This window comes from Agromyces cerinus subsp. cerinus, from assembly GCF_900142065.1.
GTDB lineage: Bacteria > Actinomycetota > Actinomycetes > Actinomycetales > Microbacteriaceae > Agromyces > Agromyces cerinus.
In genome coordinates this window covers 530,175-550,830 of the sequence record NZ_FSRJ01000004.1, presented here as the reverse complement: position 1 = coordinate 550,830, position 20,656 = coordinate 530,175, and the positions used below count along the sequence as shown (strand labels likewise).

The 20,656-nt window shown below is 70.4% G+C and carries 20 protein-coding genes; 10 read left to right on the top strand and 10 right to left on the bottom strand.

Features of this window, described 5'->3' with window-relative positions:
- Positions 1-16: 16 nt before the first annotated feature.
- Genes BUR99_RS16815 through xseA form a run of 4 tightly spaced genes read right to left on the bottom strand, consistent with a single transcriptional unit; the run spans position 17 to position 2,854 of the window.
- The gene (locus BUR99_RS16815; protein WP_074261491.1) at positions 17-673 is read right to left on the bottom strand and encodes a carbonic anhydrase; all 657 of its coding nucleotides are present in this window, start codon (positions 671-673) and stop codon (positions 17-19) included.
- Between the two features lie 11 nt (positions 674-684).
- Complete coding sequence (locus tag BUR99_RS16810) at positions 685-1,326, bottom strand: DUF4245 domain-containing protein (protein WP_074261490.1); 642 nt, start codon at positions 1,324-1,326, stop codon at positions 685-687.
- Positions 1,326-1,574: an exodeoxyribonuclease VII small subunit gene (locus BUR99_RS16805; RefSeq protein ID WP_074261489.1), complete on the bottom strand. Its 249-nt coding sequence runs from the start codon at positions 1,572-1,574 to the stop codon at positions 1,326-1,328. Before BUR99_RS16805 ends, BUR99_RS16810 begins: the two co-directional genes overlap by 1 nt.
- Positions 1,575-1,597: 23 nt before the next feature.
- Positions 1,598-2,854 carry an exodeoxyribonuclease VII large subunit gene (gene xseA, locus BUR99_RS16800; protein WP_074261488.1) on the bottom strand — a complete coding sequence of 419 codons (1,257 nt, stop codon included), beginning with the start codon at positions 2,852-2,854 and terminating at the stop codon, positions 1,598-1,600.
- Between the two features lie 88 nt (positions 2,855-2,942).
- On the opposite strand from xseA, the gene BUR99_RS16795 reads away from it, so the two are divergent.
- Positions 2,943-3,986, top strand: coding sequence for a 4-hydroxy-3-methylbut-2-enyl diphosphate reductase (locus tag BUR99_RS16795; RefSeq protein ID WP_074261487.1), 1,044 nt, complete (start codon positions 2,943-2,945; stop codon positions 3,984-3,986).
- On the opposite strand, the gene BUR99_RS16790 is transcribed toward BUR99_RS16795, so the two are convergent.
- Complete coding sequence (locus BUR99_RS16790; protein ID WP_074261486.1) at positions 3,983-5,137, bottom strand: low temperature requirement protein A; 1,155 nt, start codon at positions 5,135-5,137, stop codon at positions 3,983-3,985. The two genes, BUR99_RS16795 and BUR99_RS16790, sit on opposite strands and share 4 nt — an antisense overlap.
- A gap of 106 nt (positions 5,138-5,243) precedes the next feature.
- Between BUR99_RS16790 and BUR99_RS20480 the strand changes: the two genes are divergently transcribed.
- From BUR99_RS20480 to BUR99_RS16775, 3 genes are read left to right on the top strand one after another with little or no spacing between them, the layout of a single operon-like run.
- Positions 5,244-5,906 (top strand): TetR/AcrR family transcriptional regulator, encoded by a 663-nt coding sequence (locus tag BUR99_RS20480; protein ID WP_074261485.1) that lies wholly within the window; start codon positions 5,244-5,246, stop codon positions 5,904-5,906.
- On the top strand, positions 5,900-7,633 hold the full coding sequence (locus BUR99_RS16780) for an ABC transporter ATP-binding protein (protein WP_074261484.1): 1,734 nt from the start codon (positions 5,900-5,902) through the stop codon (positions 7,631-7,633). The genes BUR99_RS20480 and BUR99_RS16780 overlap by 7 nt, the downstream gene beginning before the upstream one ends.
- Entirely contained in the window at positions 7,630-9,744 is a 2,115-nt protein-coding gene (locus BUR99_RS16775) for an ABC transporter ATP-binding protein (protein ID WP_084184084.1), read from the top strand. The genes BUR99_RS16780 and BUR99_RS16775 overlap by 4 nt, the downstream gene beginning before the upstream one ends.
- Positions 9,745-9,834: 90 nt before the next feature.
- On the opposite strand, the gene BUR99_RS16770 is transcribed toward BUR99_RS16775, so the two are convergent.
- On the bottom strand, positions 9,835-10,485 hold the full coding sequence (locus BUR99_RS16770) for a DUF6264 family protein (protein WP_074261483.1): 651 nt from the start codon (positions 10,483-10,485) through the stop codon (positions 9,835-9,837).
- A gap of 7 nt (positions 10,486-10,492) precedes the next feature.
- The gene (gene fbaA / locus BUR99_RS16765) at positions 10,493-11,524 is read right to left on the bottom strand and encodes a class II fructose-bisphosphate aldolase (RefSeq protein WP_074261482.1); all 1,032 of its coding nucleotides are present in this window, start codon (positions 11,522-11,524) and stop codon (positions 10,493-10,495) included.
- A gap of 105 nt (positions 11,525-11,629) precedes the next feature.
- Between fbaA and BUR99_RS16760 the strand changes: the two genes are divergently transcribed.
- From BUR99_RS16760 to BUR99_RS16745, 4 genes are all read left to right on the top strand, one after another.
- The gene (locus tag BUR99_RS16760) at positions 11,630-12,589 is read left to right on the top strand and encodes a fructose-bisphosphatase class II (protein WP_159441004.1); all 960 of its coding nucleotides are present in this window, start codon (positions 11,630-11,632) and stop codon (positions 12,587-12,589) included.
- Positions 12,590-12,729: 140 nt separating this feature from the next.
- Positions 12,730-13,731, top strand: a complete 1,002-nt coding sequence (gene glpX, locus BUR99_RS16755; RefSeq protein WP_074261480.1) for a class II fructose-bisphosphatase — start codon at positions 12,730-12,732, stop codon at positions 13,729-13,731.
- Positions 13,732-13,779: 48 nt separating this feature from the next.
- Positions 13,780-15,165, top strand: a complete 1,386-nt coding sequence (locus BUR99_RS16750) for an MFS transporter (RefSeq protein ID WP_074261479.1) — start codon at positions 13,780-13,782, stop codon at positions 15,163-15,165.
- Positions 15,166-15,263: 98 nt separating this feature from the next.
- Positions 15,264-15,659 carry a VOC family protein gene (locus BUR99_RS16745; protein WP_074261478.1) on the top strand — a complete coding sequence of 132 codons (396 nt, stop codon included), beginning with the start codon at positions 15,264-15,266 and terminating at the stop codon, positions 15,657-15,659.
- A gap of 51 nt (positions 15,660-15,710) precedes the next feature.
- Here BUR99_RS16745 and BUR99_RS16740 read toward each other — a convergent pair whose 3' ends face one another.
- Positions 15,711-16,586 (bottom strand): serine hydrolase, encoded by an 876-nt coding sequence (locus BUR99_RS16740; RefSeq protein ID WP_074261477.1) that lies wholly within the window; start codon positions 16,584-16,586, stop codon positions 15,711-15,713.
- A 204-nt stretch (positions 16,587-16,790) separates the two neighbouring features.
- On the opposite strand from BUR99_RS16740, the gene BUR99_RS16735 reads away from it, so the two are divergent.
- The gene (locus tag BUR99_RS16735; protein WP_200802761.1) at positions 16,791-17,708 is read left to right on the top strand and encodes a S66 peptidase family protein; all 918 of its coding nucleotides are present in this window, start codon (positions 16,791-16,793) and stop codon (positions 17,706-17,708) included.
- Between the two features lie 100 nt (positions 17,709-17,808).
- Positions 17,809-18,441 carry a MurR/RpiR family transcriptional regulator gene (locus tag BUR99_RS16730; RefSeq protein ID WP_074261475.1) on the top strand — a complete coding sequence of 211 codons (633 nt, stop codon included), beginning with the start codon at positions 17,809-17,811 and terminating at the stop codon, positions 18,439-18,441.
- A gap of 24 nt (positions 18,442-18,465) precedes the next feature.
- Here the strand turns inward: BUR99_RS16730 and rmuC are convergent, their stop codons facing one another.
- A complete protein-coding gene (gene rmuC / locus BUR99_RS16725; RefSeq protein WP_074261474.1) occupies positions 18,466-19,824 on the bottom strand; it encodes a DNA recombination protein RmuC in 1,359 nt (452 codons plus the stop codon).
- Between the two features lie 55 nt (positions 19,825-19,879).
- Positions 19,880-20,497: a 3'-5' exonuclease gene (locus tag BUR99_RS16720; protein WP_074261473.1), complete on the bottom strand. Its 618-nt coding sequence runs from the start codon at positions 20,495-20,497 to the stop codon at positions 19,880-19,882.
- Positions 20,498-20,656: the final 159 nt, after the last annotated feature.

Sequence of the window (20,656 nt, the reverse complement as noted above, 5' to 3'; positions counted from 1 at the left end):
CCGAAGCTCGAGCCCGTCAGACCGAGCCGACGACGATGTCGGTCTCGACACGACCCTCGAAGAGTCGGTAGTTCGCTCCGACGATAGCCAGCGTACCCGCTGCGATCGCGTCGCTGATCATCTCGGACGCGGCCACGAGCTCGGTCACGGTGTTGCGCAGGTGCTCGCGACCGACGAAGCCGGTGTCGACGTGAGCGGGGTCCACCGGCGCGTCGGCGGCTCCTCCCGCGACCTTGCGCACGGCGGGCACGATCTTCTCGACGAGGCCGGCGATGTGCACCGGCAGCGGGGTCGCGTCTTCGGCCTCGGAGTCGATGGCGGCACGCACGGCGCCGCACTCGTCGTGCGCCAGCACGATGACGAGGGGCACGTGCAGCAAACCCACCGCGTACTCGAGCGATCCGAGCGACGACGGGGTCACGACCTGGCCGGCGTTGCGCACCACGAAGGCGTCACCGAGCCCCACGTCGAAGATGATCTCGGCCGCGAGGCGCGAGTCGCTGCATCCGAAGATCGCGACGAGCGGGCGCTGGGCGTGCGCGAGCGACGCCCGCCGATCGACGTCTTGGCGGGGATGGAGCGGCTTGCCCTCGACGAAGCGGGCGTTGCCGCTGCGGAGTTCGCGCCACGTCTCAGCCGGAGTCTGCGGACGATCTTTCGGCTGCGTGGTCACGTGGTGCCCTTTCAGTCCTGTGCCTCGATCGTCGGCGTGAGCGCCGACGCGAGCGTCTCGAATTCCTCGGGTGTCGCGGTGCCGAGCAGCACGAAGGTGCTGCCGCCCGCCTCGGTGGTGAGGCCGTAGCGGGCGTTGCCGACGTCTTCGGGCGACTCGCGGTTGTCGTACACCGTCCACTCGACGCCGTCGATGGTGGTGGTGCCCACGGCGAGCGTGCGGGCGAGGAGCCCGGCCACCCACGTGGGGTTCGCGTCGAGGCCCTGGTAGAGCCCGATGAACTCGTCGCCCGGGGTCAGGTAGCCCACGTACCACGCGGTCACCTCGTCGGCCTGGCTGACGCGGAGCTCGGCGGCGTTGGCACGCCAGCCCTCGGGCAGCTCGGGCACCGCGAGCGGGTCGTCGCTCGTGGTCTGCGCCTGCTCGGCGAGGGATGCCACGTCGACGTCGCGCTCGATGGGCGTGTCGCTGCGCGGCACGAGCAGCACGATGACGAGCATGACCGCGAGGCTCGCGCCGAGTGCGAGCAGGAGGTTGCGCAGCGTCTGGCGCTGGCGGTGCTTCAGGGAGTTCTCGGCCTTGCGGGCCGCCGTCTCCTCGGGGGTCTCGGGCCGGCCGAGCTCGGCGACGACCCTGGGCGCGCGCTCCGCCATCAGCGGTCGCCGCTGTCGTCGGAGGTTGCGCGAGACGAGCCGGCACGGGCCGCCTCGAGGCGAGCCTTCGCGCCGATCAGCCATTCCTCGCAGCGTGCCGCGAGGGCTTCGCCGCGCTCCCAGAGCGCGAGCGACTGCTCGAGCGTCGCCGAACCCTGCTCGAGCTCGCCGACGACCTGCACGAGTTCGTCGCGCGCCTGCTCGTAGCTCAGCTCGGAGACTTCGGTGGGGGAGGGCATGGCGTCCATTCTATTCGGCGTGGTCGTGAGCTTTATTCAGCGAGGTCGTGGGGCGCAGCGGCGAGGTCGTGCACCGACGGAACGGCACCGCGGGACACGGCGGCGAACGCGCCCTCGGCGAGCGTGACGGTGATCTCGGCGCCGTCGGGCGCCGCTGCCGGGCCGCGCACCACGTGGCCGTCGTCGCCCTGCACGATCGCGTAGCCGCGGTCGAGCGTGGCCTGCGGCGAGAGCGCACGCAGGTGCCCGCGCAGCTCGGCCACGCGGTGGGTCTGTCGATCGATGGTGCGTTCGACGAGCTCGGCGCCGCGCGCCACCCATCGGGTCAGGTCCTCGGCACGACGATCGACGATCCACGAGGTCTCGGCGAGCGCCGGCCGCGACCGCAGGTGGCCGATGCGGTCGATCTCGCGGGAGAGGATCGCCTGCAGTCGCATGCCGAGTCGGGCGCGGGCCTGCTCCACCCGCACGAGCTCCTCGTTGACGTCGGGCACGACGCGCTTCGCGGCATCCGTCGGAGTCGACGCCCGAAGGTCGGCGACCTCGTCGAGCAGCGGCCGGTCGGCCTCGTGCCCGATGGCCGAGACGATGGGAGTGGATGCCGCGGCGGCCGCGCGCACGACGCGCTCGTCGCTGAAGCCCAGGAGATTCTGGAAGTCGCCGCCGCCGCGGGCGATGACGATGACCTCGACCTCGGGGTCGGCGTCGAGTCGTTCGATCGCCGCCACGACCTCGGAGACCGTGCGATCGCCCTGCACGGCGGCGTGCACGACGCGGAACTCCACGGCGGGCCAGCGCAGCTTGGCGTTGCGCAGCACGTCTTTCTCGGCGTCGCTGTCTTTGCCGGTGATGAGGCCGACGACGCCCGGCAGGAACGGCAGACGCCGCTTGCGGTCGGCATCGAACAGCCCCTCGGCCGCGAGTTGGGTGCGCAGGCGCTCGAGGCGCTCGAGCAGGTCGCCGAGGCCGACGTGCTTCAACTCGAAGACCTGCATCGACAGCGAGCCGCCCTTGACCCACCAGTTGGGCTTGACGAGCGCGATGACCCGGTCGCCCTGCTTGAACTGCTCGTCGAAGCGCGCGCGCACCGACGACCAGACCTGGAACGAGAGCGTCGCCTCGGCGTCGAGGTCCTTCAGCTTGCCGTAGACGTTGCCGCCCGAGACGCCCCACTGGGTGATCTCGCCCTCGACCCATACCGTGCCGAGCCGATCGATGTACGCCTTGAGCTTGCCCGAGAGGAGCGCGACCGGCCACGGAGTTTCGCGTGTCGCCGGTGCATCCGTCATGTGGGGCCTCCCAGCCGTCTGCCCGCGTCAGCCGCGTAGGATGGGCACCGTGACGAGCACTACGGAAACCCCGCGAATCGGCCTTGGCATGCCCCGAGTTCCGGGCGTGCGCGGCCGGCTCAAGGATAACCCCGTCCCCGGACAGAAGCGGGTGCTCCTCGCGGCTCCCCGCGGTTACTGCGCCGGCGTCGACCGCGCTGTGATCGCGGTCGAGAAGGCCCTCGAGCACTACGGCGCCCCGGTCTACGTGCGCAAGCAGATCGTGCACAACATCCACGTCGTCACCGAGCTCGAGGCGCAGGGCGCGATCTTCGTCGAAGAGGTCGACGAGGTGCCCGAGGGCGCCCACATCGTCTTCAGCGCGCACGGCGTCTCGCCGGCCGTCGTGAACGCCGCCGCCGACCGCGGCCTGCACGCGATCGACGCGACCTGCCCGCTCGTGACCAAGGTGCACCGCGAGGCCGTGCGCTTCGCGCGCGACGACTTCGAGATCCTGCTCATCGGCCACGAGGGCCACGAAGAGGTCGAGGGCACGGCGGGCGAGGCGCCCGACCACGTGACCATCGTCAACAGCCCCGACGACGTCGACAACATCGAGGTGCAGGACCCCGACAAGGTCGTCTGGCTCTCGCAGACCACGCTCTCGGTCGACGAGACCATGGAGACCGTGCGGCGCCTGCGCGAGCGGTTCCCGAACCTTCAAGACCCGCCCTCCGACGACATCTGCTACGCCACCCAGAACCGCCAGGTCGCGATCAAGAAGGTCGCGCAGGACGCCGACCTCGTGATCGTCGTGGGCTCGGCCAACAGCTCCAACAGCGTGCGCCTCGTCGAGGTCGCGCTCGAGTACGGCGCCAAGGCCGCCTACCGCGTCGACTACGCGAGCGAGGTCAAGCAGGAGTGGCTCGACGGCGTCGAGACGGTCGGCGTGACGAGCGGGGCGTCCGTGCCCGAAGAGCTCGTGAAGGAGCTGCTCGACGCGCTCTCCGACGCCGGCTACGGCTCGGTCTCCGAGGTCAAGACGGCCGAAGAAGACCTCATGTTCTCGCTGCCGAAGGAGCTGCGCAAAGACCTCCAGGGCAACCGCGACGAGCGTGCGCTCGGCGGTCGGGGTCGCGCCAACGCCGTCTAGGAGACGACCGCCTCGCGCCCCGCGACGAGGCCGCTCTGCGCGCGCGATTCGGCGATGAGGAGCACTGCGACCACTGCGAGCACCGCGAGGAGTTGGGCCAGTCCCGAGACGCCGATGCCGATCGGGGCGGTGGCGACGGCCAGCACGCCGCCGGCCATGCGCCATCCGATCGCGCCGAGCCGAAGGGTCGAGCGGTAGGCGGCATCCGCCAGCAGGTAGAGCCCCACACCGCAGCCCACGAGCAGTGCCGGCACGGTCGGCGTCGGCGCTGCGGCATCGACGAGGACTTCGTGGAGGCCCGCGGCGACCAGCACGAGGCCGAAGATCATCGCGAGGTGTTCGACGTAGAAGGCGACGAGCGCGAGGCGCGTACGAGATCGCGCCGGAGCGGATGCGATCGCCTCCTCGGCGCGAGTGTCGTCGCCGGCGAAGTAGCACCACCAGAGGGCCGCGACGACTCCGACGGCGAGCACCGTGCCGACGATCAGCGAGGCGTCGAGCGGATGGCTCGCCGCGGCCACGCCGACCGAGACGATCGACTCGCCGAACGCGATGATCATGAGCAGGCCGTGTCGTTCGACCATGTGCGAGGCCCCTGGGTCGAAGCCGCCCCGCGCGCTCAGGATCGCCGAGGCCAGGAAGGCGAGCAGCGGCAGGAGGAAGAAGACCCAGTCGATCGGACCCTCGAAGAACCCCGAGGCGAGGAGGAGGACGCCGACGAGGATGTTCGAGGGCCCGACGACGAGGATGCGCCGGGCCGCCCCGCGGCCTCCGCGGGCGATGAAGAGGGCGGCGTGGATGAACGCGACCACGATGTAGGCCGCGCCGAACACGATGCCGGTCGCGCCGAAGGCGTCGGGGATCGCGAGCGACATCACGAGGAACGCCGCCATCGCGGCGATGAGGGCGAGCCGCACGAACGGAGTGTCCGCGCTGGTCTGGTTCGTGAGCCACGCGTAGGCGTCGTACATCCACCAGACGAGCGCGAGAATGACCGCGGCCTGCCCGATGCCGCTCCAATCGGGGTCGTGCACGACGATCGCGGCGACTTGGCTGATCGTGTAGACGAAGACGAGGTCGAACAGCAGTTCGATGGTCGAGACTCGCGAGGCGATGGGCGACACCCGGTCGCCGAGGAGCGATGACGGCACGAGGCCACGGTAGCGCAGCCGTCTCCTTCGCGTTCGCACAGCGCGTTCGCGCGGGGCGAACGCGGATCGTGCGGAGTGAGCGCTCACTCCGCGTAACATCGCTCACATGACATCGAGTACCGAGCGTGCGGTGCGCGCGAAGCCGATGCCGGTCGAGGAGCGTCGAGCGGCGATCGCGCAGGCGACGCTGCCGCTGCTCGTCGCCCACGGCCGCGACGTCACGACCCGGCAGATCGCCGATGCCTCCGGTGTCGCCGAGGGCACGCTGTTCCGCGTGTTCGACGACAAGGAGGCCATCATCGACGCGGCGGTCGAGCACTTCCTCGACCCCGAGCCGTTCCGCGCCGCCCTCCGCAGCATCGATCCGTCGTTGCCGCTCGAGCTGAAGATCGAGCTCGTGCTCGCCCGCTTCCTCGACCGGTTCAGCGGCATCTTCGGCGTCTTCGCCGCGCTGGGCAACCGCCCTCGGCCGCCGGCGCAGAACCTCGAGATCATCACCGGCATCTTCGACGAGCTGCTCGCCCCCGACCTCGAGGCGCTGCGCGTGCCGCCCGCCCAGGTCTTCAAGTTCGTGCGGCTCGTCGCGTTCTCGTCGGCGATGCCGCAGTTCGGCCCGACCATCGGGCTCGACACCGACGAACTCGCGCACCTCATCGTCCACGGCATCGCGACGCCCGCCGGCCCGCCTCCGCGCGCGGCATCCGATGCAGTACTCGAACCGACTCTCCAGACCACCCCGACCAGCCCGATGGGAACCACTCCATGCTGATGAAACTGCTGCGCCGGCACCTCCGGCCGTACTGGGCGCTGCTCCTCGGCGTCATCGTGTTCCAGCTCGCGCAGTCGATCGCCTCGCTGTACCTGCCGACGCTGAACGCCGACATCATCGACGACGGCGTCGCGAAGGGCGACACCGGCTTCATCATCTCGACCGGCGGCGTGATGCTCGCCATCACGCTCGCCCAGGTCGCGTGCGCCATCGCAGCCGTGTACTTCGGCGCGAAGGCGGCGATGGCCTTCGGCCGCGACCTGCGGGTCGCCGTGTTCCGCAAGGTCGCCGACTTCTCGGAGCAGGAGGTGTCGCGCTTCGGCGCCCCGAGCCTCATCACGCGTTCGACGAACGACGTGCAGCAGGTGCAGATGCTCGTGCTCATGTCGTGCACGATCCTCGTCTCGGCGCCGATCCTCGCGATCGGCGGCGTCTACATGGCGCTCCGCGAAGACCTCGCCCTCTCGTGGATCATGGTCGTCGCGGTGCCCGTGCTGCTCGTCTCGGTCGGGCTCATCATCAGCCGCATGGTGCCGCTCTTCCAGTCGATGCAGAAGCGCATCGACAGCGTCAACCGGGTGCTCAGGGAGCAGCTCACCGGCATCCGGGTCATCCGGGCCTTCGTGCGCGAGGGCGTCGAGAGCGAGCGCTTCGACGAGGCCAACGACGCGCTCACCGACACCGCGCTGAAGGCGGGGCGCCTCTTCGCGCTCGTCTTCCCGGTCGTCATGCTCGTGCTGAACGTCTCGAGCATTGCGGTGCTCTGGTTCGGCGCGTACCGCGTCGAAGACGGCTCGATGCAGATCGGCTCGCTCACCGCGTTCCTCAGCTACCTCATCCAGATCCTCATGGCCGTCATGATGGCGACGATGATCGCCTTCCTGCTGCCCCGTGCCGCGGTCTCCGCCGGCCGCATCGGCGAGGTGCTCGAGACCGCGTCGAGCGTCGTCGACCCCGAGCAGCCCGTCTTCGCGCTCACCGCCCCCGGCAGGGTGGAGTTCCGCGGCGTCGACTTCGCCTACCCGGGGGCCGAAGAGCCCGTGCTGCACGACCTGAACTTCGTCGCCGAACCGGGCCAGGTCACGGCGATCATCGGCGCTACAGGCTCGGGCAAGACGACCATCGTGAACCTCGTGGCCCGCCTCTTCGACACCACGGGCGGCTCCGTGCTCGTCGGCGGCGTCGACGTGCGCGAACTCGACCCCGAGGTGCTCGGCGCACAGCTCGCCCTGGTGCCCCAGAAGCCCTACCTCTTCGCCGGCACCGTCGGCTCGACGCTGCGCTACGGCGACCCCGACGCGAGCGACGCCGAGCTCTGGAGCGTGCTCGAGACCGCTCAGGCGCAGGACTTCGTCGCCGCGATGCCCGGCCAGCTCGAGGCTCCCGTCGCGCAGGGCGGCACGAACGTCTCGGGCGGCCAGCGACAACGACTGTCCATCGCGAGAGCCCTCGCGAAACGACCGCCGATCTACCTGTTCGACGACTCGTTCTCGGCTCTCGACACGGCGACCGACGCCCGCCTCCGCGCGGCGCTGTCGCGCACGGTGTCGGACGCCACCATGATCGTCGTCGCCCAGCGCGTCGCCACGATCGTCGGCGCCGACAAGATCCTCGTCGTCGAAGACGGCCGGATCACGGCGCAGGGCACCCATGAGGAACTGCTCGCGAGCTCCGAGGCGTACGCCGAGATCGTCGAGAGCCAGCTGAGCGTGGAGGAGGCGGCATGAGCGCGTCGCAGGAACAGCCGCAGGAATCCGCCGAACCGCAGGAGGCCCCGACAGCTCCGGCTCGTCCGGTCGGCCCGCCCCGCCGCGGCCCGATGGGCGGGGGCCCGATGGGCGGCGTCGGCATGCCCGCCGAGAAGTCGATGAACTTCTGGCCGTCGGCCAAGCGACTGCTCCGCCGGCTCAAGCCCGAGCGAGCGCTCGTCGCGGCCGTCGTGCTGCTCGGCGTCGTGAGCGTCGTCTTCTCGGTGCTCGGCCCGAAGATCCTCGGTGAGGCGACGAACATCATCTTCGAGGGCTTCCTCTCGTCGCAGATGCCCGCGGGTGCGACGCAGCAGCAGGTCGTCGACGGGTTGCGTGCCTCCGGCGACACCCAGCAGGCCGACATGGTGTCGTCGATGAACCTCGTGCCCGGGGAGGGCATCGACTTCAGCGCGCTCGCGACCGTGCTGCTCTGGGTGCTCGCCCTCTACGTGCTCGCCTCGCTCTTCGGGTGGGCGCAGGGCTACGTGCTGAATGGCGTGACGCAGCGCACCGTCTACCGGCTGCGCCAGGAGGTCGAGGAGAAGCTCCACCGCCTGCCGCTGTCGTACTTCGACAAGATGCAGCGCGGCGAGCTCCTCTCGCGGGTCACGAACGACATCGACAACGTCTCGCAGTCGCTGCAGCAGACGATGAGCCAGTTGCTCACGTCGCTCCTCACCGTCGTCGGCGTGCTCGTGATGATGTTCATCATCTCGCCGCTGCTCGCAGCCATCGCGCTCGTCACGATCCCGCTCACGATCCTCATCACGACGATCATCGCCAAGCGCTCGCAGAAGCTCTTCGTCGCGCAGTGGACCCACACCGGCACCCTCAACGCGCAGATCGAGGAGGCCTACTCGGGCCACGCCCTCGTGCGCGTCTTCGGCCGCCGCCGCGAGGTCGAGCGCGGGTTCGACGACAAGAACGACCAGCTCTACGAGGCGAGCTTCGGCGCGCAGTTCGTGAGCGGCATCATCATGCCCGCCATGATGTTCGTCGGCAACCTCGTCTACGTCGCGATCGCCGTCGTCGGCGGCCTCATGGTCGCAGCGGGCAGCATCAGCCTCGGCGACGTGCAGGCGTTCATCCAGTACTCGCGGCAGTTCACCCAGCCGCTCAGCCAGCTCGGCTCGATGGCGAACCTCCTGCAGTCGGGCGTCGCGAGCGCCGAGCGGGTGTTCGAGCTGCTCGACGCCGACGAGCAGGTGCCCGACCCGGTCGAGCCCGAGGCCGCCGCGGATGCGGACGGCGCGGAGGGCGCGGCATCCGGTCGTCTCGTCTTCGACGACGTCTCGTTCAGCTACGACCCCGAGAAGCCGCTCATCGACGAACTCTCGCTCACCGCGGAACCCGGGCAGTCGATCGCGATCGTCGGCCCGACCGGTGCCGGCAAGACGACCCTCGTGAACCTCATCATGCGCTTCTACGAGCTCGACTCCGGGCGCATCACCCTCGACGGCGTCGACATCACACGGATGACGCGCGACGAGCTGCGCGGCCGCATGGGCATGGTGCTGCAGGACACGTGGCTGTTCACGGGCACGATCCGCGAGAACATCGCCTACGGGCGACCGGATGCCTCGGAGGACGAGATCCTCGAGGCGGCCCGGGCGACGTACGTCGACCGCTTCGTGCGCACGCTGCCCGACGGCTACGACACGGTGCTCGACGACGAGGCGTCGAACCTCTCGGCCGGTGAGAAGCAGCTCATCACGATCGCCCGTGCATTCCTCGCGCAGCCGGCCGTGCTGATCCTCGACGAGGCGACGAGCTCGGTCGACACCCGCACCGAGCTGCTGCTGCAGCACGCCATGAACGCGCTGCGGAAAGACCGCACGAGCTTCGTGATCGCGCACCGGCTCTCGACGATCCGCGACGCCGACCTCATCCTCGTGATGGAGGACGGGCACATCGTCGAGCAGGGCGACCACGCCGAGCTGCTCGCCCAGGGCGGCGCGTACACGCGGCTCTACGAGGCGCAGTTCGCGGCGCCGGCCGATGCGGAGACGCTCGCCGACCCCGAGGACGTCGGGGGCCCCGGCACGGCAACCGGCGGCATGGAGGCGGTGCCGGAGGGCGCCGCGAGCTGAGCTGCCGGCACGCCGTCGAAACGTCGAAGTCCGCCCTCCCGATGCGCTCGGAGGGCGGACTTCGACGGTTCGATGTGCGGTGCTGCTTGCCTACGGCTGGGCGGGCGTCAGCGACGGCATGAAGGCGGGGTCGCTCGCGAACACGAGCATGCCGACGACCACCACCACGATGAAGGCCGCGACGCCCGCGACGAACGGGACCCACCACGCCAGTCGGCCGGCCCGCATGCGGGCACGCGACCAGAGCAGCGCGACGACCCACAGTGCGAGTTGCAGCGCGATGCCCACGAAGATGAACGCGGGAACCGCCGGACCCGCAACGAAGTCGGCCGGGGGCTCGACGCCGAGTACCGACGCCGAGAGCTTCGCCGATTCGAGTGCGGTGGTCGGCAACTGGAAGAGCGCCAGGCTGTTGTAGAGCGCGCCGAACACGCCGAAGACGAGCAGCGTGATCGTCCACATGCGATCGATCGGGTGCGCGCCGGCGGCGGCATGCGAGGGAGCCGCCGGGGCAGCGGGAGCAACGGCGGCGGCGGCCTCGGCGTTCGCCGCCTCAGCGGCCGCTGCGCGCTCATCGACCGGCGGCGTCCACGTCCATCCCTCGGGGGCGTACTCGCCGTACTGCGGACGAGGCCGCTCGTCGCGCCGCGGCGACGGCGCGGCGGGCGGGGTCGCCCCTCCGTTCGTCGTTGCGGCGTCGCCCGACTGGTCGGGCGTTCGAGCGGCCTCGTGCTGCGACATCCGTGCCTTACGCGCTGATCGACTGCGCGGCGGAGCCGAGCTGACGGGTCGACTCGCCGACGCGAACCGCCATGGCGGTCTCGGCGACCTTGCCCCAGGCGCGCGGGTCGTACTGCTTCTTGTTGCCGACCGAGCCGTCGACCTTCAGCACGCCGTCGTAGTTCTGGAACATGTAGCCGGCGACGGCGCGCGTGTAGGCGTACTGCGTGTCGGTGTCGATGTTCATCTTCACGACGCCGTTCGCGACGGCCTCGGCGATCTCGGCGTCGGTCGAGCCCGAGCCGCCGTGGAAGACGAGGTCGAGCGGCTTCGCGGCCGTGCCGTACTTGGCCTGCAGGCCGTCCTGGATCTCCTTCAGGAGCGCCGGGCGCAGCTTCACGTTGCCGGGAGCGTAGACGCCGTGCACGTTGCCGAAGGTGAGGGCGGCCATGTAGCGGCCCTGCTCGCCGAAGCCGAGCGCCTCGACGGTCGCGATCGCGTCGTCGAGCGTGGTGTACAGCGCGTCGTTCGAGCCCTCGTGCTGCACGCCGTCCTCTTCGCCGCCGACGACGCCGATCTCGACCTCGAGGATGGCGTTGATCGCCTTCATGCGGGGGAGGATCTCCTTGGCGATCTCGAGGTTCTCGGTGAGCGGCACGGCCGAGCCGTCCCACATGTGGGACTGGAAGATCGGGTTGCGGCCGGCCTTGACCTCGGCCTCGGAGGCCTCGATGAGCGGGAAGACGAAGTCGGCGAGGGCCGGCTTCGGGCAGTGGTCGGTGTGCAGCGCCACCGTGATCGGGTAGTTCTTGGCGACCTCGTGGGCGAAGCGCGCGAAGGCGAGTGCACCGGTGGCACGGGCCTTGACGGTGTGGCCGGCGAAGTAGTCGGCGCCGCCGGTGGTGACCTGGATGATGCCGTCGGAGCCTGCCTCGGTCAGGCCCTGCAGCACCGCGTTGAGCGTCTGCGAGGAGGAGACGTTGAAGGCCGGGAACGCGAAGCCCTTGGCCTTCGCGGTGTCCAGCATCTCGGCGTACTGCTCGGGGGTGGCGATGGGCATGGTGCTCCTTCGGACGACAACGGGGTTGGCGTCGAGTCTACCGACTTGCCGAGGGGTGCTCAGGTGTCGGATGCCGCGGCGCCCGCAGCACGGCAGGATGGACGCGTGCCGACCGACCCGCTCCGCCTCGCCGAACTCGGCCTCGTCGACGGCTTCCGCCGCGCGACTGCCCTCGCCGCCCTCGCCGCATCGCCCCTCGTCGGCTCGGGCGACGGCCACGGCGTCGACGCGCTGGCCGTGCGTGCGCTGCGCTCGGCGCTCGGCGAACTCGACGTCGACGGGGTCGTCGTGGTCGGCGAGGGCGAGAAGGACGAGGCGCCGATGCTGTACGTCGGCGAGCGGTTCGGCCGCGGCGTCGCGCCCGTCATCGACCTCGCCGTCGATCCGGTCGACGGCACCCGTCTCGCTGCGGCAGGGGCGCCCGGCGCGATGGCCGTGCTCGCGGTCGCGCCGCGCGGCGCCCTCGCAGCGCTCGGCACGGCCCATTACCTCGAGAAGCACGTCACGTGGCTTCCGGATGCTCCGGCCGGCGCCCCCGTCGGCGAACTCGTCGCCCGCATCGCCGCAGCGCGGGGCGTCGCGGCCTCGGAGGTGCGGGTCGCCGTGCAGGAGCGGCCGAGGAACGAGGGCTTCGTCGCCGAGGCGCGAGCGGCAGGGGCATCCGTCGAGCTCTTCGTGCATGGCGACGTCGAACGGAGCCTCCGCGCGGCGGGCGGCGAAGCGGGCCTCGATCTCGTCTCGGGTATCGGCGGCGCTCCCGAGGGGGTGCTGACGGCGGCGGGCGTTCGAGCGCTCGGCGGCTCGATGTGGGCCGGACTCGCGCCGCAGTCGGCCGAGGAGCGACGGCGCGTGCTCGCCGACGGCCTCGACCTCGATCGCGTCTGGTCGCTCGGTGAGCTCTGCGGTGCGCCCGCGTGGGTCTTCCTCAGCGCGGTGACCGAGTGTGCACCGGGCGGCGAGGTGATGCCCGGCGTGCGAACCAGACCGGGCGGCGCCGCCATGGTGAGCGCCTGGCACGCCGGTCCGGGCGTCGACGCCGTGGTCGGCGAACTGCGACTGCCCTGAACGCCGGCTTAAGAATGCACATTCTTTCATCGCCGTCGACCGGAAAACAGGCGAGATCGGCGGGCGTGCTGCATAGGCTGGATTCATCGTTCCATGGCCGCCCGACTGGCCGGCCGCACTAGCGTCCGGGAGGACCCTCGATGGTGAGCACCGACACGGCAAGCCTGTTCTTGCACCCCGACCGCAACATCGCACTCGAACTCGTGCGTGCCACCGAGGCTGCGGCGATCCGTTCGTACCCGTGGATCGGCAAGGGCGACAAGCTCGGAGCCGACGGCGCCGCGGTCGACGCGATGCGCGCGTTCCTCGGCACGGTGGACTTCGAGGGCGTGGTCGTCATCGGTGAGGGCGAGAAGGACGCCGCGCCCATGCTCTTCAACGGCGAGCGCGTCGGCACCGGCCGCGGCCCCGCGTGCGACATCGCGGTCGACCCGATCGACGGCACCTCGCTCACGGCCGCGGGCCGTCACAACGCGCTCTCGGTCATCGCCGTCTCCGACCGCGGCACCATGCTCGACGCCTCCTCCGTCTTCTACATGGACAAGATCGTCACGGATGCCTCGGGCATCGGCGTCGTCGACATCCGGAAGCCGATCGGCGAGAACCTGCGCGCGCTCGCCGCGGCGAAGGGCAAGGACGTCAGCGAGCTCCGCGTCGCCGTGCTGAACCGCGATCGCCACGAGCAGCTCATCGCCGACATCCGCGAGGCCGGTGCGGGCACCCGTCTGATGAGCGACGGCGACGTCGCCGGCGGCATCAACGCGGCCCGCTACGAGTCGCGCATCGACATGTGCGTCGGCATCGGCGGCAGCCCCGAGGGCATCACCACCGCGTGCGCGATCAAGGCGCTCGGCGGGTTCATGCAGGGCGTGCTCGCGCCGAAGGACGACGCCGAGCGCGCGCGCGGCGAGGCCGCCGGCCTCGACTGCGACCGGGTCTACGAGCTCGAGGACCTCGTGCGCGGCGACAACACGTTCTTCGTCGCCACGGGCGTGACCGACGGCGAACTGCTCGACGGCGTGCGCAAGAAGGGGCCGATCGTGCGCACGGAGTCGATCGTGCTGCGCGGCAAGTCGGGCACGATCCGACGCATCGTCGCCGACCACCTCGTCGAGAAGTGGCTCGTCGACGACGTGCTGTGACGCTCGCGCGCGGTCGACCGTGTCGGCGGGCGTTGCCATGATGGACGAGTGACCACCGCCGCTCGACTTCCGCGCGCCCTCCGACCGTTCGGCTCGGGCCAGTACCGGCTGCTCACGACGGCGCTCGCGGCGTCGCTCCTGAGTGCCGGGGCGTGGATCGTCTCGGCCGTCTGGCAGGTCGTCGAGCTCGGCGGCACGCCCGTCGACCTCTCGTTCGTGGCGGTGGGGTCGAGTCTGGGGCTCGTGCTCGCGGTGCTGTTCGGCGGCGTCGCCGCCGACCGGATCCCGCAGCGGCGCATCCTCCTCGCCGTCGAGGTCGTGCGCGGCGCCGCGTTCTCGGTGGCCGCGGTGCTCGCGGCCACCGGGCTGATCGAGGTGTGGCACCTCGCGGTGCTCTCGTTCGTGCTCGGCCTGGCCGACGGCTTCTTCTACCCGGCCTACTCGGCCTGGCTGCCCGCCATCCTGCCGGAGGGGCAATTGCTCGCCGCCAACGGCATCGAGGGCGTGCTGCGGCCGTCGGTGATGAACGCCGCCGGCCCGGCCCTCGCGAGCGGCCTCATCGCGCTGCAGGGGCCGTGGCTCGCGTTCGCGGTGGTCGCAGGCCTCCAGGTCGTCGCGGCGGCGGTGCTCGGCGTGATGCGCACGACAGCGGTGAGGCGAGTGCTCGACGGGCCGCCGGTGCATCCGGTGCGCCAGACGTTCATCGACCTGCGCGACGGCTTCTCGTACCTGATGCGCACGAAGTGGTTGCTCGCGACGCTCATCTTCTCGATCCTGCTCGTCTTCGTGATCATGGGCCCGATCGAGGTGCTGCTGCCCTTCGCCGTCAAAGACCAGACGGGCGGCGGCGCCGGAGCATTCGCGCTCGCGCTCGCCGCGTTCGGCGTCGGCGGTGCGATCGGTTCGCTCGCCGTCGCCTCCATGCGGTTGCCGCGGCGATATCTGACGCTCATGATCCTGGCGTGGGGCTTCGGATGCCTCCCACTCGCGGTCATCGGATTCACCTCATGGCTCTGGGTGATGGTCGTGGCGCTCTTCATCTGCGGTGTGCTGTTCTCCGGGGCGAGCGTCGTCTGGGGCACGCTGCTGCAACGGCGGGTGCCGCCCGCGATGCTCGGTCGGGTGTCGAGTCTCGACTTCTTCGTCTCGCTCGCGCTCATGCCGATCTCGATGGCCGTCGCGGGCCCGGTGGGGGAGTGGATCGGCATCGCGCCGGCGTTCCTCATCGCGGGCCTCGTGTCGCCGCTGCTCGCGATCGGCACCCTCGCATTCGCGCGCCTCGGGCAGGATGAGCTGGCGCATCCGCTCGATGCGATGGTCGACGCCGAACCGGTGACCGGTGCGGGAGCTGCCGCGGGGTTCGAACCTCCCGTCGACGAGGAGCCTGATCGCGAGTTCGGCGCGCGTACCGACCCCGAACCCGAGCCCGGCTAGTCCCGATGCGGGGTCGACGTCGACCGAGTGGCGTGCGAGTCTGGAACCGAGGTGCGCTCGCGCACAGGCGGCGCACCCATCGGTGAGAGGGGATCACGATGGTCACGGTTCGAGACGCGTTCCCGGGGTTCAGCGTCGATGACGTCGAGGCGGCCCGCGAGTTCTACGGCACGAGGCTCGGGCTGCCAGTGGGCGATGAACCCGGCGCCGGGGCGCTGCGCGTCACGCTGCCATCGGGTCAGGGCGTCTTCATCTATCCGAAGCCGAACCACGAGCCGGCGAGCTTCACGATCCTGAACCTCGTGGTCGACGACATCGACCGCGCCGTCGACGAGCTGAACGCGGCAGGCGTGGTCACGAAGATCTACACCGCCCCCGACGACTTCGGCACCGACGAGCGCGGTATCGCGCGCGGCTCCCAGACCGGTCAGGGACCCGACATCGCCTGGTTCACCGACCCGGCGGGCAACGTGCTGAGCGTGCTCACCGCCTGACCGCGCACCGCCTGACGGCGCGCCGCCTGACGGCGCACTGCCTGCGCGGGCTCAGCGGGCGACCGTGCGGTCGGTGACCGTGTGCTGCAGGGCGCCGCGGAGCACGGTGCCGATCGCCGTCATGCGCCCGAGCACGGCGTCGCGAAGGTCGACCTCGTCGCTCCAGTTCGCAAGCACCGCCCAGGCGAGTCCGCCGTCGCCGCCGTCGACGTCGCACACGCCGATGTCGATGCGGGCGGTGCTGATGGTGCCGGTCTTGTTGCGCAGGACGAAGCCGTTGTCGGGTTCGGTGTGTGCGAGGGGGTCGACGCCGAACGGAGCCGCGACCATCGACTGGTCGGTGTTGAGGGCGAGCCATCCGAGCACCTGGGCCGAGACCGCCGGCGAGACGATGCGCCCTCGGGCGAGGTCGGCCATCAGCCGCACGAGTTCGGCGGCGTTTCCGCGCGAGAGCGTCGGCGGATGCTGCGGGCCGCGGTCTTCGCGCACCCGGTCGAGCAACGCCGATGCGGTGAAGCCGAGCGATCGGCCGGTGTCGCCGATGCGGTCGATGCCGAGGCGCCGCACGAGCACGTTGGTGGCGAGGTTGTCGCTCACCGCGCCGATCAGGGCGCAGGCATCGCGAATGCTCAGGGCATCGAGGCCGAGCACGTGCCAGAGGCCGGAATCGGCGACGAGATCTTCGGGCAGCCGCTGCACCTGCTCGTCGAGGTAGAGTTCGCCGGTCTCCGCCTGGCGCGCCGCCTCGATGAGGAGGAACACCTTGCCCACGCTCGCGGTCTTGAGCACGCGATCGGCGTCGTGCGACCACAGCACCTCGCCAGTGGCGGCGTCGGCGACCGCAGCCGACCATTCGACCGTGCTCAGGTCCGTTGCGCCGGCGGTGATCGCCTCGTCGAGACCCTGCACGTTCCACTGCTCCGCCATCGGGCTCCTCACGTCGTTGCGGCATGCTGGTGAAACGATACCCAACCACCTGTTACGCACCGTATCATCGAGCAACGTCTTCGTATAGCGCGCTCCGAGAACGCCGCGTTGCTCGTGAGGAACCGGGCGCGGTGGCGCCGAAAGCCGCAACTGAGACCGTGTCATGTGAAACGTAAGATGCCATTCGTACAGGGAGGAATCCGCTTGACCGCCATTGAACTCGGCCCGCTCATCCCCGGTGCCCGCGTCGCCATCGTCGCCCCGAGCGGGCCGCCGCCGTCGGAACTCCTCGCCCGATCGCTCGAGCTCCTGGTCGAGTGGAGACTCGAACCCGTCGTGTTTCCGAGTGCGACGGCGACGCATCCGCGCGCCCGGTACCTCGCCGGGCCGGATGCGCAGCGTGCGGCAGACCTCCAGGCCGCCTGGTGCGATGAGACCATCGACGCCGTGTTCTGCGCTCGCGGCGGGTACGGCTCCGTGCGGATGATCGACCTGCTCGACCAGGATGCACTCGCGGCAGCGACGCCGAAGCCGCTGTACGGCAGCTCGGACGTGACGGGAGTCCACGAGTACTGGCTCGAGCGACTCGGGCTGGCGACCTGGTTCACGCCGATGACGGCGACCGCCGCGCTGCTCGACGACGCAGAAGCCATCGAGAGCCTGCGGCGTGCCGTCTTCGAGCCCGTCGGGGGTCGGCGCTTCGCCGCGCCGACCGCCGAGACGCTCGTTGCTGGCGAGGTGACCGGCCGGATCATCGGCGGCAACCTCAGCCTGCTCGCCATGACCCTCGGGGCCCACGGTCGGCCGGTCGGGGATCACACCGGATGCATCGCGCTCCTCGAAGACGTCGAGGAGGAGCCGTACCGCCTCGACGGCCTGCTGACCTCGCTGCTCAGGGCGGGCTGGTTCGACGGCGTCGCCGGCATCGCGCTCGGGAGCTGGCAGGGCTGCGGCGACCTCACCGAGGTGCGCGCGCTCGCCGAAGAGCTGCTCACCCCGCTCGGGGTTCCGCTCGTGTGGGAGCTCGGCTTCGGCCATGGGCCGCACGCTTCGAGCATTCCCCTCGGGGTGCGCGGGACGCTGGTGGCAGGCTCCGAGCCCGAACTCGTGATCGAGGCGTGATCCGCTGACGGCATGAATGTCCCCAGTCCGGGGCTTCGCAGGGGTGTCGCTATTGGTGGTGCACCCCTCGACCGGGCACGATTGCATCGGAAAGGGTGACATGGCGCCAGATGATCTCGGGAGTCCGCACGAACGATACGACGCACGGGTGCAGCGGCGCTCTGCGCTGCTGCTGAAGCGTCGCATCGTCGAGCAGGAGCGCGAGCACTTCCTCGCAGCACTCGACTGGGCTCACGACGAAGGCGCCTTCGAGCGCATCGCCGCGGCGATCGTGGCCTCGCGTCGCCGGTTCATCCTCGGCGCGGCGAAGTCGTTCACCTACGCCTCGCTGCTCGCGATGGACCTGAGCGCGGGGCTCGCGAACGTGTCCCTCATCGACGGCACGATCGTGCGGCCGCTCGATGTGCTGAGCGACGTGCGCTCGACCGATGTGCTCGTCGCGATCTCGCTCTCGCGCTATCGCAAGTACACCGTCGACATCGCTCGTCGGTTCGCCGAGGCGGGCGGTACGGTGATCGTCATCACCGACTCCGCCGATGCGCCGCTCGTCGACGTGGCGCAGGAGTTGCTCATCGTCGACACCGAGAGCGCATCGTTCGCCAATTCGCCGACGTCGGTCGCGCTCGTCATCCACCTGCTCGTCACGTTGACGACCGCCAGCGCGAAGGGCGCCGGGCGTCGGCTGCAGGAACGCGACCGCCTGAGCGAGAGCCTCGACCTGTACTACGACTGAGGCGGCCACGACCTCGCGGCCGTGTCAGTCGGCGTCGCTCGTCGCCTCGAGCTGGCGACGCAATTCGGGGTCGAGGTCGGCGCTGGTGGTCGAGACGAGTTCGTACGCCGTGAGCTCGCGCGGTGCCTCTTCGATGCCCGTGAGCGGCGCGAGCACCTTCGACTCGTCGAGCGCACCGAGCTTGCGGGCGGTCGGCAGCACCTGACGCTCGAGGGAGCCGACGAACGCGTTGTAGTCCTTCACGCTGCGCTCGATGGTGCGGCCGAGCTTTTCGATGTGGCTCGCCGTGGTCGAGAGGCGGGAGTAGAGCTCGCGGCTGAGGTCGAACAGGGTCTTCGCCTCGTTCGTGAGTACGTCTTGCTGCCACGAGAAGGCGACGGTCTTGAGCACCGACCACAGCGTCACGGGGGAGGCGAGTGCGACCCGTTTCGAGAACGCGAACTCCATGATCGTGGGGTCGGCCTCCATGGCCGCCGACACGAGCGACTCGCTCGGGATGAACGCGATGACGAGCTCGGGGGAGGCGTCGAGGCCGTTCCAGTAGCCCTTCGTGCCGAGTGCCGTGACGTGCGCGCGCACTGCGGCGACGTGCTGCTTCATGAACTCGGCGCGTCGTGCGCCTTCCGCCCCGGTCGCGGTGGCCGGGATCTGGCTGGCCTCGAGGTACGCGTTGAACGGCACCTTCGCGTCGACGGCGATCGACTTGCCGCCGGGCAGTCGCACGACCATGTCGGGCCGGCCGTGACCGGAGTCGCTCGTGATGCTCGACTGCACGTCGAAGTCGACCCGCTCGATGAGGCCCGCAGCCTCGACGACGCTGCGCAGCTGGGTCTCGCCCCAGACTCCGCGGGTGCTGTTGGAACGCAGCGCCGACGCCAGCGACTCCGCCGTCGACCGCAGCCGCTCTTCGGACTCGGCGGCGGACTTCAGCTGCTGGGTCAGCTCACCGTGCTGGAGCGTGCGCTGGCTCTCGAGCTGCGTGACCTTCGACTGCATCTCGGTGAGCGACTGCTTCACCGGGGCGAGCGCCTGGAGGACCTTGCTCTCGGCGGCGTCGCGCGCCTCGCGCGCCTGCACCTCGGCGCGCTGCCGCTCGACGAGTTCGCGGTACTGCTGCTGCGCCGAGAGGATCTGCTCGCGGAGCGCCTCGGCGGTGGCCTGCGTCGAGGCGAGCTCCTCTCGGAGCACCGCCTTCGCGGCCTCTTCGCCGACGCGCACCTCGGCGAGCCGGGCCTGCATGCGGGCCTCGACGAGTGCCGGGTCTTCGGCGACGGGCGACTCGGCCGCGGCCTGCGACGCACGGCGTTGCAGCACGAGCGCGGCAACGAGGGCGCCGAGCGCGATGCCGACGATGAGGCCGATGACGAGGGCGAGGATGTCCATGTCCACAGTGTCGCAGGGGCCGCAGACATCGGCCGGCTGCGGGCCCGGCGGGCCGCTACTGCAGCGCCATCGGGCCGTGCGCTGCACGGTCGTCGCGCGTGGCGACCGGCCCGATCGCACCGACCTTCACGCGTGTGATGTGCGCGAGCCGGTCGAGGTCGTCGACCTCGTGACGGGCAGCGGAGTGCACGATGATCGCGGCGCACGCCTCGGCGTCGGCGAGCGCGTCGTGGTGCGAGAAGCCCTCGAAGCCCGCGGCCATCGCCGCGACCGGCAACCGGTACGACTCGAGGTGGTACGTGCGCCTGGCGACCTGCAGGCTGCAGAGGTAGCGGAAGTCGGGGACCTCGAGGCCGAGCGCCGTCGAGGTCTTGGCGATGACGCCCATGTCGAAGCCCGCGTTGTGGGCGACGAGCATGTCGTCGCCGGCGAACTCGCGGAGCGCCGGCAGATGCACCGACCAGTCGTCGGCGTTCGCCACCATCTCGGGCGTGATGCCGTGGATGCGCACGTTCCACTCCGAGAACTCGTTGTGCGGGAACGGCGGGCGGATGTACCGGTGCTCGCGCTCGACGACCCGGCCGTCTCTGACCTTCACGAGCCCGACCGAGCAGGCGGAGGCGCCAGAGGAGTTGGCGGTTTCGAAGTCGATCGCGGTGAAGTCCACTGGCACACAGGCATCGTCGCACGCCGCGCCGACACCGCCCGCCGCCCGCGCCGCGAACCGCGAGGTTGACGGATGCCCCGGGCTGGGCGTGGAATGGCGGTGGCCCGGTCTCCGCCGATGCGCCGCGAGGGCACCTGCGCCGTGAGAGCCGGTGCGACGTGAGAA

What these genes read in the sequence shown, in the direction of transcription:
- BUR99_RS16810 (WP_074261490.1), bottom strand. Translation starts at nt 1,326, where the DNA reads ATGGCGGAGCGCGCGCCCAGGGTCGTCGCCGAGCTCGGCCGGCCCGAG.
- BUR99_RS16805 (WP_074261489.1), bottom strand. Translation starts at nt 1,574, where the DNA reads ATGGACGCCATGCCCTCCCCCACCGAAGTCTCCGAGCTGAGCTACGAG.
- xseA (WP_074261488.1), bottom strand. Translation starts at nt 2,854, where the DNA reads ATGACGGATGCACCGGCGACACGCGAAACTCCGTGGCCGGTCGCGCTC.
- BUR99_RS16795 (WP_074261487.1), top strand. Translation starts at nt 2,943, where the DNA reads ATGCCCCGAGTTCCGGGCGTGCGCGGCCGGCTCAAGGATAACCCCGTC.
- BUR99_RS20480 (WP_074261485.1), top strand. Translation starts at nt 5,244, where the DNA reads ATGACATCGAGTACCGAGCGTGCGGTGCGCGCGAAGCCGATGCCGGTC.
- BUR99_RS16780 (WP_074261484.1), top strand. Translation starts at nt 5,900, where the DNA reads ATGCTGATGAAACTGCTGCGCCGGCACCTCCGGCCGTACTGGGCGCTG.
- BUR99_RS16775 (WP_084184084.1), top strand. Translation starts at nt 7,630, where the DNA reads ATGAGCGCGTCGCAGGAACAGCCGCAGGAATCCGCCGAACCGCAGGAG.
- BUR99_RS16770 (WP_074261483.1), bottom strand. Translation starts at nt 10,485, where the DNA reads ATGTCGCAGCACGAGGCCGCTCGAACGCCCGACCAGTCGGGCGACGCC.
- fbaA (WP_074261482.1), bottom strand. Translation starts at nt 11,524, where the DNA reads ATGCCCATCGCCACCCCCGAGCAGTACGCCGAGATGCTGGACACCGCG.
- glpX (WP_074261480.1), top strand. Translation starts at nt 12,730, where the DNA reads ATGGTGAGCACCGACACGGCAAGCCTGTTCTTGCACCCCGACCGCAAC.
- BUR99_RS16745 (WP_074261478.1), top strand. Translation starts at nt 15,264, where the DNA reads ATGGTCACGGTTCGAGACGCGTTCCCGGGGTTCAGCGTCGATGACGTC.
- BUR99_RS16740 (WP_074261477.1), bottom strand. Translation starts at nt 16,586, where the DNA reads ATGGCGGAGCAGTGGAACGTGCAGGGTCTCGACGAGGCGATCACCGCC.
- BUR99_RS16730 (WP_074261475.1), top strand. Translation starts at nt 17,809, where the DNA reads ATGGCGCCAGATGATCTCGGGAGTCCGCACGAACGATACGACGCACGG.
- rmuC (WP_074261474.1), bottom strand. Translation starts at nt 19,824, where the DNA reads ATGGACATCCTCGCCCTCGTCATCGGCCTCATCGTCGGCATCGCGCTC.